The following is a 10911-nucleotide window of genomic DNA, read 5'->3' as shown; positions in this document are numbered from 1 at the left end:
CGCGGCGGGACGGCCGGGGCCGGGCGGTGCGGTGGCGGGAGGCGTCGGGCCGTGCAGGAAGGGCACGACGACCACGGGCCCCATGGAGGGCGGCACATTCTGCCCGGGCCATATCCATACGACCAGTAACACCAGTGTCCCTGCTCCACATCCTGCCAATACCGACCCCACCCCACGCCACAGCATCGGACCAGTCTGCCTTCGCGGGGTCCCGGGGACGGACATGAGGAAAACATTCTCATCTTCGGAGGCCGTCGCCCCGTCCGTCACCGCGTCGGCGTCCCCCGGGCAAGCCGGGCGACCCGCTTCCATCAGGGGCTCTGCGGATGATGCGGCCGGGTTCGCGACCCGCGACCGGAGCCGGCGCCCACGCGACACCGGAAGAGCGGAATCACGCCAAACCGGTCCTGAATGGGGCTGCTTCCCCATGGTTCGGCATTGCCATTCATTGACAGTTGCTCAACCACGCTTTTACATTCAGCGGGCAGGTCGAGGAGAAATCCATTCACCGTCGGCCCGCTTCAGGGAGTACCTTCCGCACTATCATCGGAGGACCTCATGGAACACCTGATCAAGAAGATGGCCCAGGACAACGTCTGGCAGAATTGGCTCGCCGCCAACTCGGCCCAGCAGGCCGCGAAGAACGGCTGCATCAGCGCGGCGCCCAAGAACGGGTGTATCAGCGCCGCACCGAAGGCCGGCTGTATCTCCTGATCGGCCGGGGACGCCCGGGATCAGCCCTGTGAGAGATTTCTCCCCCACCACAGCATGTTCCCGGGCGCCCCGACTCCGTCTCCCTCATAGCCCATATTTCTTCAGCTATGCGAAACATGAGAAGGAATTAATGAAGGGCCAGCCGACCAGCGATGTCATCGAGCATATTCGCGACATACCGATCTATCAGGAGTCCCTGGCGAAGGGCCACTTCCCCCTGCTCGACAAGCCGGAGATCGCCCGCGGGTTCCCCGACAACTGGATGACGCCGCGGCTGGCGGCGGCGCTGGAGAACGGCGAGGCGGAGTTCGTCCTGTCCACGGGCACCAACCACGCCCGGATGCAGATCATCCGGCCTCCGTACTTCCTGCTCCGTTCCTACTACGAGCTGTGGCGGAACCACCCCGACATCGGCGAGACGTGGGAGTCGGGCTGCCGCCGGGTCTCCCTCACCACGGTGCTCGCGACGGAACACGTGGCGCGGGTCAACGCCGCCCGACGCGGCGTGGAGCACAGGGGAATACCCATCCTGGCCGACCGCTGGCTCGACGAGCGCACCTGCTACCTCAACCTGCGGCTGGATCCGGCGCAGTGGGTCCGCAAGGACGTACTGCGGATGCTCCGCGAGATCGACCTGGCACGGAGCACACACCCCCAGGGCCGCTACCACCTCGACTGCTCCGGCTACCACTTGGCGCACCTGGTGCGCAAGGCGGAGGCCTGGGGCCTGCTGGACGCGTTCCCCGCGCCGGCCAGCATCATCACCGCCTACGAGTACACCCCGGTGAACGTACGGCGTTTCCTCCGCCGGCGCTTCGCCTGCCCGGTCATCGACCTCTTCGGCAGTACGGAGTTGGGCTACCTCTACTACAGCGACCGGGCGGGCCGGTACCGGCCCCACCTGGCCGGGATGAGCGTCGAGCTCCTGCCGGTGGCCCCCGGAAGCACGATCCACCAGCTCGTCGTCACCAGTGTGCGCAATCCCTACATGCCGCTCGTCCGCTACCGGTCGGGCGATTGTGTGCGCACTCTGGACGGCTCGCCGGACCCCGCGGCGATCACCCAGTTCTGCGGCCGTCAGAAGGAATTGCTGAGCACACCGAACGGCCCGGTCGCCCAGGGCGACCTCGACCGGCATATCGCGGACGCTTCCCCCCGGATCTTCCTGCACCAACTGCACCTCCAAGGCGACGCCGACGCCGCCCTGTTCTACACGACGTTCGCCGACGAACCCCTCGGGGCCACGGAGGCCGCCGCGTTGCGGCAGGGCGTCGCCGAACTGACCGGACGGAACTGCCGGATCGAACACCGCACCCATATCCCCATCGGGCGCTCCGGCAAGTACGCCTGGCTCGTCAGCGCCGGCACCTGACGCACCCCCACCTCCCCCTCCCCCCTCTCAGAAAACGGAGTGCCATGACCAGCGGACAGACACGCTCCGCCGACGACCTGAAGCGTCTTCTCGGGGACGCGCTGCACACCGAGGTCATACGGTATTTCTGCGACAAGGCGCCGGACACACCCCAGGACTTCGTGGAACGTCAGGTCACGGAATGTCTGCGGTACCTCTACCTCGTCTCCCGGTACCGGGACCGGCTCAGCGGGCTCTTCCTGCCCGTCGAACAGGACATCGACGAGATATGGCACTACCTCATCCTGCAGACCCGCGAATACCGCGCGCTGTGCGAAGAACGGCTCCCGGGGCGGTTCTTCATCAACCACCGCAGCATCGCCTACGAGGACTATCAGGAAGAGCCGGGACGCGAACAGGCATTGGAAGAGGCATTGCGCTGGATCCCCCTCTACTGCGAGGAATTCGGGCCGTTCGACGAAGGCGCGCTGCCGCACTGGACCATGGTCCGGTTCCTCCATGAGCAGCTGGGCATATCCCTCACGGACATCGCGGAGCTGAAACCGATGGCCGTTGCCTGAGTGAGAATCTCCTCGCCCGTATGACGATCGGAAGCTCCCCCTTGTCGACTCGCAGCAGACATCCGGTTGCCACGGGTGAGATTCCGGAACAGCGGCGCATTCTGGCCGTGCTGGTACTGGCCCAGATCTTGAGCGGCGCAGGTCTCACCGCCGGGATAACCGTCGGGGCCCTGCTCGCCGAGGAGATGCTCGGCTCCACCGGCCTCGCGGGAGTGCCGAGCGCGCTCTTCACCGCGGGGGCCGCACTCGGCGCGCTCGGCATCGGCCGGATCTGCACCCGCTGGGGCCGCCGCCCCGGACTGGCGCTGGGCTACGCGACCGGGGCGCTCGGCAGCGTCGGTGTCGTGGCGGCCGCCGCCACCGGCAGCGTGGCGCTCCTCTTCCCGGCCCTCGTGGTGTACGGGATGGGTACGGCGACCGGCCTCATGGCGCGCTACGCCGGCGCCGACCTGGCCTCCCCCGCCCGGCGCGGACGGGCCGTGAGCGCGGTGCTCTTCGCCACCACTCTGGGCGCGGTGACCGGGCCCATGCTGGTGACGCCGGCCGGTGAGGTCGCGCACGCCTGGGGCGTGCCGCGTCTCGCCGGCCCCTTCCTGCTGGCGGCCGCGGCGTTCGCCGCCACCGCGGTCGTCCTCGCCTGCCTCCTGCGGCCCGATCCGCTCCGGCTCGCCCAGGAGCTGGCCGTCCGGGCGGCGGGCGTCCCGGAGGAGGGCGCGGGCACCGGCGAGGAGGGTGACGCGGGTACGGACGGGCCCCGCACCGGGGCCGCGGCGCCCGCCGGGCGTCACGACGTCGCCGTCGGCACCACCGTGATGGTCCTGACCCAGGTCGTGATGATCGGGATCATGACGATGACGCCGGTGCACATGCTGGCGCACGGTCATACCGCCCAGGCCGCGGGGCTCGTGATCTCCCTGCACGTCGGAGCGATGTTCCTGCCCTCCCCGCTCACCGGACTGCTCGTCGACCGGATCGGCAGGCGATGGGTCGCCTGCGCGTCCGGACCGCTGCTGCTGGCGGCCGGGGCACTGGCCGCCCTGTCACCCGCGGGCTCGACGCCCGCACTCGGCGCCGCTCTCGTACTCCTCGGCCTGGGCTGGAACTTCGGGCTGATCAGCGGCACCGCGATCGTCACCGACGCCCTGCCCCCGGACCGGCGCGCCACGACCCAAGGACTGGTGGACGTGGGGCTCGCGGCCGCCGGAGCGGCCGGAAGCCTGGCGTCCGGCCTGGTCGTCGCGCGGGACGGCTACCCGGCGCTGGCCCTGATGGGCGGGCTGGCCGCCCTGTTGGTGCTGCCGGTGGCCGGCCGGTCCCCGCGCCGCGCACCGCGCACGGCCGGTTCCACCGGGGCGGGCGGGTGAGGGCGGCGCCAAAAGCCTTACGAGGGCCGGGGGAAGACAGGGCCTTTCGGGCCGGCGGACGATCTCCGGGACGTCGAACCGTGCGCATCGCGCTTTGGCCAAACGCTATTCGCTTGCCTCCCGGATGCTTCGACACCGTTCCCCTTCACGGACCGGAGCGCGGGGCCGAAGGCCTCGCCCACCAGCGGAAAGGTCCCTCCTGTTAACGAAATCTTTAACGATGCTTTGGCGGGCCGGCCGCACAGAACCAGCGTAAAACGGATAACCAGAAGATTGGGGCTCCCCATACAGCACATCGTGCGCTTAACTTAGGTGGCATGACGTCCCCCCGCTCCACCTTCGGCGGCGGCTACTACGCCGCGTCGTTCCCCGACACTCCGATCTACGACTCCTTGGTCGCGGAGCGGGGAACCCCTCAGATCGCCCCCATCCGGGTTCCGGCCGCCTATGACACCGGCAACAGCTACCTGCCGGCCCTGCCGTCGGCGCTCCCCGCCCTGCCCGCGGCCCCGTCGCAGCAGACCGGTTACGGCTACCCGCAGCAGCAGCCGACGCCGCAGTACCAGCAGGCTCCGGCGCAGCACGCGCCGATGCAGCCCGCCCAACTGCAGCACGCGCCCGCGCCGTACATCCCGCAGCAGCCCTCGGCGGTCCGCGGTTATCCGCAGCAGCCGCAGCAGCCACGGCCCGCGCCCGCCACCGGGTACGAGTCGATGCGCCCGGCCTCGCCGCGGCCCGCGCCGGCGCAGTCGCCGTACGAGGACCCGTACAACCGCCCGTACCAGAGCCGGGGGTACTGAACCCGCGACTCCGTGCGACGAGGTGCGCCGGGGGGACGCACCGGGTATCAGCCGCATCCAGGACATACGGGTATCAGTTGGTACCCGCGAATCCACGCGTACGGGGTCAGAGGGTGCCGGCAGGATGAGCGCATGAGCTTTCCCGTGCTCCGTTCGGCCCACCTCTGTCCGGTGAGGTCGCCGGCCGCCGGCGCCTGCGACCTGGTCGCCGTCGAGCCATGGGGACTCGACGGCGACCGCCACTGGATGCCGGCCGACAAGGCGGCCGGGGCCGTCGCACAGCGTCAGCAGCCGTCGATGGCGCGGATCTCGGCCGAGCCGCTGCCGGGCGGCGGCATGCTCCTGTCCGCGCGGCCGCTGTGTGATCACGACGACCGACCAGCGCACCGCCGAGCGGGGCAGGGAACCCCTGCTCACGCCGGCCCGCCACAGGCGGTTCGGCAAGCAGTTGGTCTTCGGCCAGGATCCGATCCCCGAGGGGGACGGGAGTGATCAGGGTCCGGGACCCCGTCCGGATTCTCGGCCTCCTCGACGGACAGGCGGACAGGCGATAGATCGACCGGGTCGGCGGAAGAGGCAGGGGGGGACGGGCGTGTGGGTGCTGTGGGCGCTGCTGCGTGGGCGGGACAGTCCGCTGCGCCGTGCCACCGACCGCCGCGAGGCCTGGGTGGCGCTCGGGGCGCCGACCACGAGGAGCGTCACCCCGTCGACGCGGTCGTGGTGGGCCCGGCGGGGCGGGAACGGCTCGCCGGTGATCCCGAGGGCGGCGTCGAACGGGCCGCGCGCACCTGGGTGGTGGCGTCCTGGGAGGCCCCGGACGGCGGTCCGCGCACCGGAAGGGTGGCCACCGGGTCGCGGCCGGGCGGCCCGGGGTCCGCGGTGCGGATCTGGACGGACGCGGCGGGCCACCCGGTGCCGCCGCCGATGGACGGGCACACCGCCCGGACCCACGCGGTGCTGGGTGGCATCGGCACGTTCCTGCTCGCCGCCGCATGCGTCGAGGCGGGCCGCCGGCTGACCGTGAGACGCATGGTGCGGCGGCGTTACGCGCGGCTGGACCGGGAGTGGGCCGCGGCCGGTCCGGACTGGGGCAGAGCCGGAAAGGGCGGCTGACCACGGCCTCCCCCGGCCGGGAGCGGACGGGGGGAGACATCGCTCCGCGGGGCGGACTCGTCAACTCCCGCCCCTCACGCGCGCTACGGTGGTCCGACCCCGTCCGCCTCCCCGGCGACGGACGGACCCGAGGCATCGCACAGCACGAGGTGGGGGCACAGCAACGCCATGGCACAGGGCACGGTCCAGGTGACGCACACCGGCACATCGCGATGGCGCCGCCGCACGGGCGAGTACGCCTCCCTCTCCGCGGCCCTGGAGGCGGCAGCCGACGGCGACGTCCTCACCGTCGCGCCCGGGACCTATCGGGAGAACCTCGTCGTCCATCGCGCGGTGACGCTGCGCGGCCCCGAGGGCTCGGTCGGTTCCGTGCGGATCGCGCCGGTCGACGGCGTACCGCTGACCGTGCGCGCCTCCGCCGTCATCCAGGACCTCCATGTCGAGGGCCAGGACTCGGCGGCCCCTGCGCTGCTGGTCGAGGACGGCACGGCGGAGCTCACGGACCTGCGGATCGTGACGCGGTCCGCCGCGGGCATCGAGGTGCGCGGCGCGGCCCGGCCCACCGTGCGGCGCTGCACGGTCGACAATCCGGCCGGGGTCGGCATCGCCGTGCTGGACGGCGCGGGCGGCGTGTTCGAGGAGTGCGAGATCGTCTCCGCGGGCCAGTCCGGGGTCTCGGTCCGCGACGGAGGGCATCCGCGCCTGGACCGCTGCCGGATCCACCACGCGTCCGGGGCGGGCATCGGCGTCACCGGCGAGGGCAGCGGCCTGGAGGCGTTCGGCTGCGAGGTGTACGAGATCAAGGGCAGCGGCATCCAGGTCACCGCCCGTGCCTCGGCCCACCTGACCGACTGCACCGTGCACCGCACCTCCGCGGACGGCGTCACGCTGGACACCGACGCGGTGCTCACCCTCGCCGACTGCGACATCCACGACATCCCGGAGAACGCCGTCGACCTGCGGTCGCGTTCGGTCCTCACGCTGACCCGCTCCACCGTCCGCCGGTTCGGCCGCAACGGGCTCTCGGTCTGGGACCCGGGGACCCGGGTCGACGCCAACCAGTGCGAGATCCACGACAGTACGGGCGACTACCCGGCGGTCTGGGTCAGCGACGGCGCGACGGTGATACTGGACGCCTGCCGGGTGCACGACGTGCCCGACGCCCTCTTCGTCCTCGACCGGGGGTCGCGCGCCGACGTCGTGGACAGCGACCTCTCCCAGATCCGCAACACCGCCGTCTCCGTGAGCGACGGGGCGACGGCCCAGCTGGACGACTGCCGGATCCGGGAGGCGTCCACGGGCGCATGGTTCCGCGACCACGGCAGTGGCGGCACGCTGAACAACTGCACCATCGACGCGGCGCAGACCGGGGTCATCGTCACCAAGGGCGCGGACCCCACCATCGAGCGCTGCACGGTCACCTCGCCGGCCGAGGCGGGGTTCTACGTGTCGGCCGAGGGCAGGGGCACCTTCGACAGCTGCCGGGTGACGGGCAGCGAGGGCTACGGCTTCCACGTCATGGACGGCTGCCGCACCACGCTCACCCGCTGCCGCACCGAGCGGTGCGCCCGGGGCGGCTACGAGTTCCCCGAGGGCGACGCCGGCGCGACCGGCCCGGTGGCCGAGAACTGCACGAGCGACGAGAGCGGTCTGCGGACGGCTTCGGCCCCACCGCCGCCCGCGGTGCTGACGGAGACCCGGTCGACGCCCGGTCTGCTGGGCGCGCTGCCCGGGCAGCGCGCGGTCGAGCCCGCTCCGGAGCCGGTCGTCCCGACGGAGCCGGCCCGGGACTCCTCGGCGGTTCTCGGCGAGCTGGACGCGCTGGTGGGCCTGGACAGCGTCAAGCGCGAGGTGCGGGCGCTGACCGACATGATCGAGGTGGGCCGCCGCCGTCAGGAGGCCGGGCTCAAGGCCGCGTCCGTCCGCCGGCACCTCGTCTTCACCGGCTCCCCCGGTACGGGCAAGACCACGGTCGCCCGGCTGTACGGGGAGATCCTGGCCTCGCTCGGGGTGCTGGAGCGCGGCCACCTGGTCGAGGTGTCCCGGGTGGACCTGGTCGGCGAGCACATCGGCTCGACGGCGATCCGGACCCAGGAGGCGTTCGACCGGGCGCGCGGCGGGGTGCTGTTCGTCGACGAGGCGTACGCCCTCTCGCCCGAGGACTCCGGCCGGGACTTCGGGCGGGAGGCCATCGACACCCTGGTGAAGCTGATGGAGGACCACCGGGACGCGGTGGTCGTGATCGTCGCGGGCTACACCCACGAGATGGAGCGGTTCCTCACCGTCAACCCCGGGGTGGCCTCGCGGTTCTCGCGGACCATCACCTTCCATGACTACCTCCCCGAGGAGTTGCTGCGGATCGTCGAGCAGCAGGCCGAGGAGCATGAGTACAGCCTCGCGGAGGGCACCGGGGAGGCGTTGCTGAAGTACTTCACGGAGCTGCCCAAGGGCCCCGCCTTCGGCAACGGCCGCACCGCCCGGCAGACCTTCGAGTCGATGGTGGAGCGGCACGCGGGCCGGGTCGCCCAGCTCGCCGAGACGAGCACGGACGACCTGACCCTGCTCTACCCGGAGGACCTCCCCGAGCTGCCCTTCTGAAGGCCCGCCTCCGCCTGCTGCCGGGGCACCCGTGGCCGCAGTTCGTCGAGGAGGGCGGCCCGCTCCTCGGCGAAGACCGGGTCGGCCTGGTAGTCGGAGTGCCCGAGGATCGGTTCGGGCAGCGGGAGCTCCGTGGTCCGCCCGTAGGCCAGCGGGTCCTTCAAGGGGCCCCGGTCGACGCCCGGGTCGGGGTCGGCGCAGATGCGGACGGGACCGCCGATCGGGTCGGTCTCCCGCCACAGATTGCGCCAGCAGTGCACCGAGCGGTGCAGCCCGAGCAGCGGCTCGGGGCCGAAGTAGGCCGGGAACCACCGCCCGTACAGCCGCTCCAGGGGCGAGCCGTAGGTGAGCAGCGCGACCCGGCGGCGGGTCGCGTCGGGCAGTTGCCAGACGGCGGACGCGGCGAGCACGCTGCCCTGCGAGTGACCCGAGATGACGAGCCGGCCCCGGGGCGTGGTCGTCGTCCAGGCGGACATCCGGGAGGCGAGGTCGGGAACCGCGCGCTCGGCGTAGCACGGGGGTGCGAAGGGGTGGGCGGCGCGTGGCCAGAAGGTGCCCACGTCCCAGAGGATGCCGATGGTGCGGCGGGCCGAGGCGTCCTTGTAGGCGCGGCGGCCACCGGCGACGAAGAGGACGAAGCCGAGGCCGATCAGCCAGGAGCCGGTCGACTGCGCGGCCTCGGCGAACGACTCGATGAGCGGCCAGCTCCCGTCGGCGGCCCGTCCCGGCACCTCGTCACTGCGCCAGGAGCCGACGACCGCACCTGTCCCGAGCAGCAGGGTCGCCCCGGAGACCACGCCGACGATCCAGGGCGCCGAGTCGGTGAGGGCGGCGGTCGCGCGGATCCGGGCGATGCGGCGGGTACGGCCCGCGTCGGGCGGTTCGGGGGCGTACTCCGCCTCGATGAGCGGGCCCAGCCGGCGGGCGGTGCGCGTGGTGCGGACGACCAGGACCAGGACCGGGACGAGCAGGAGCAGCAGGAGCACCGGGATGACGGAGGCCTGCCAGCTCAGCAGGACGGGAGGCCCGGCGATGTCGGTGCCGTGACCCATGCCCGGGCTCCCCGGCCCGTCGAGCCAGTCGGCGACGCGCTGGGCCACTCCCCCGGTCATCACGCCGCCGAGGGCGCAGGCGAGCATCGCGACCGCGGGGCCGCCGAGTCCGTGCAGGACCGTGCGCGGTTCGGGGGTGCGCCGGTAGAGGCTCCGGGCGACCAGAGCGAGGGCGACGACGAGGAGGCCCTGGCCGAGGGCGAGGAGCCGGAAGGCCGTCTCGCCGGGCAGGCTGCCCGAGGACTGCCAGTCCGGGCGCGACCAGGAGGCGTACACGACGGCGAGGGCGAGCAGGGCGAGCGCGGAGCCGGGCAGATAGGTGATGAGGGCGGCGTCCAGCTTGGTGTCGCGGGTCCGTTCGCTGCGACCCCGGCTGCAGACGACCCGGACGACGACGAGCGCGCACAGGACGATGCCGCCCTCGACGGCCGCGCGGAGGAGCGGGGGCACCGGTCCTTCGGCGCTCCGGTCGTGTCGGGCGGCGGCGCCGGCGACGGCCGCGGCGACGGTCAGGAACCCGGCCGCCGTGTGGGCGGCGCGGAGCCGGGCGACGATGCGCCGGCCGTACCAGAACCCGGGCCTGCCGAGCGCGGGGCGGATCGGGGCGGCCGGGCGCGGGGCCCCGTCGGTGTCCGGGGCGGGTGCGTCGGAGTCGTGGGCCCCGTGCACCCCTTCGGGGTCGTGGGCGTCGATGTCCCCTTCGTCCAGGGGGCGTTGGGACTCGTACGCGCTCCAGGTCCGGTTGGACAGGTACCACAGGAGCCCCACCAGGGCCGCGGGCACGACGGCGGCCAGGGCGAGGCGGCGGCCGGGCTGCGACCACCAGCCGCCCTGCTGGGCCGACAGGAAGCCGAGCCAGGAGCGGCGTTCGGAGCAGGCCTCGGCTCCCGCGCACTGCCAGGCCAGCAGGTCCAGGGCGACTTCGCAGGCGGCCGCCGTGAGCAGCACGGTGAGGCTGAGCGCGACGAGCCGCACCAGCACGCCGTACAGCCGGACGGCGCGGGAGCGGCCGGTGGAGGTGGGGCGCATCCAGTGGGCGAGGTTGACCACCATGAACGGCAGGAGCAGCAGCCACAGGGCGCGGGAGCCGTTGCCGGAGGTGAGGCCGGACCAGCAGTACGCCTCGGCGACGGGCTCGTCCCGGTAGCGCTCGGGGTGCTGCTCGCCGTGGGCGTCCTCGGTGCGCCGGTACACGGCCGCGGTCTCGTCCCCGGTGACCCGGACGGTGCGGGGGTCGCCCAGCATCTCCTGCGGGGTGGCGCCGCCGACGCCGTGGACGAGCAGTTCCAGTGCGGTCCCGGTGAGCTGCGGGGACGCGGAGGAGGGCGGGGACGGGGG

Annotated in this window: 7 protein-coding genes and 3 pseudogenes; 9 read left to right on the top strand and 1 reads right to left on the bottom strand. The window is 72.5% G+C overall.

Annotated features, from left to right (window positions below; genetic code table 11):
• Positions 1-558: 558 nt before the first annotated feature.
• From HET64_RS30800 to HET64_RS30765, 9 genes and pseudogenes are all read left to right on the top strand, one after another.
• On the top strand, positions 559-714 hold the full coding sequence (locus HET64_RS30800) for a hypothetical protein (RefSeq protein WP_188115030.1): 156 nt from the start codon (positions 559-561) through the stop codon (positions 712-714).
• Positions 715-844: 130 nt separating this feature from the next.
• Positions 845-2086 (top strand): hypothetical protein, encoded by a 1242-nt coding sequence (locus HET64_RS30795; protein WP_215110433.1) that lies wholly within the window; start codon positions 845-847, stop codon positions 2084-2086.
• 44 nt (positions 2087-2130) lie between these two features.
• Entirely contained in the window at positions 2131-2646 is a 516-nt protein-coding gene (locus HET64_RS30790) for a hypothetical protein (protein WP_215110432.1), read from the top strand.
• Between the two features lie 107 nt (positions 2647-2753).
• Positions 2754-4010 (top strand): MFS transporter, encoded by a 1257-nt coding sequence (locus tag HET64_RS30785; protein WP_215110431.1) that lies wholly within the window; start codon positions 2754-2756, stop codon positions 4008-4010.
• A 317-nt stretch (positions 4011-4327) separates the two neighbouring features.
• Entirely contained in the window at positions 4328-4810 is a 483-nt protein-coding gene (locus tag HET64_RS30780) for a DUF6643 family protein (RefSeq protein ID WP_215110430.1), read from the top strand.
• 132 nt (positions 4811-4942) lie between these two features.
• Positions 4943-5104, top strand: a pseudogene (locus HET64_RS40170) (MOSC domain-containing protein); the annotation flags it as partial.
• 58 nt (positions 5105-5162) lie between these two features.
• Positions 5163-5364 (top strand): annotated as a pseudogene (locus HET64_RS40165) (MOSC domain-containing protein); the annotation flags it as partial.
• 38 nt (positions 5365-5402) lie between these two features.
• Positions 5403-5923 (top strand): annotated as a pseudogene (locus HET64_RS30770) (hypothetical protein).
• 168 nt (positions 5924-6091) lie between these two features.
• Positions 6092-8521 (top strand): right-handed parallel beta-helix repeat-containing protein, encoded by a 2430-nt coding sequence (locus tag HET64_RS30765; protein WP_215110429.1) that lies wholly within the window; start codon positions 6092-6094, stop codon positions 8519-8521.
• On the opposite strand, the gene HET64_RS30760 is transcribed toward HET64_RS30765, so the two are convergent.
• Positions 8488-10911: hypothetical protein (locus HET64_RS30760; protein ID WP_251146117.1), on the bottom strand; the 2424-nt coding region annotated here is incomplete at its 5' end. The genes HET64_RS30765 and HET64_RS30760 overlap by 34 nt on opposite strands.

The organism is Streptomyces sp. McG3 (assembly GCF_018619185.1).
Lineage (GTDB): Bacteria > Actinomycetota > Actinomycetes > Streptomycetales > Streptomycetaceae > Streptomyces.
Note: the sequence above shows the minus strand (reverse complement) of the source record. Positions and strands in the feature narration are given on the sequence as shown.

Coding starts and splice junctions, on each gene's coding strand:
- HET64_RS30780 (WP_215110430.1), top strand. CDS start 4,328: ATGACGTCCCCCCGCTCCACCTTCGGCGGCGGCTACTACGCCGCGTCG.
- HET64_RS30795 (WP_215110433.1), top strand. CDS start 845: ATGAAGGGCCAGCCGACCAGCGATGTCATCGAGCATATTCGCGACATA.
- HET64_RS30800 (WP_188115030.1), top strand. CDS start 559: ATGGAACACCTGATCAAGAAGATGGCCCAGGACAACGTCTGGCAGAAT.
- HET64_RS30765 (WP_215110429.1), top strand. CDS start 6,092: ATGGCACAGGGCACGGTCCAGGTGACGCACACCGGCACATCGCGATGG.
- HET64_RS30790 (WP_215110432.1), top strand. CDS start 2,131: ATGACCAGCGGACAGACACGCTCCGCCGACGACCTGAAGCGTCTTCTC.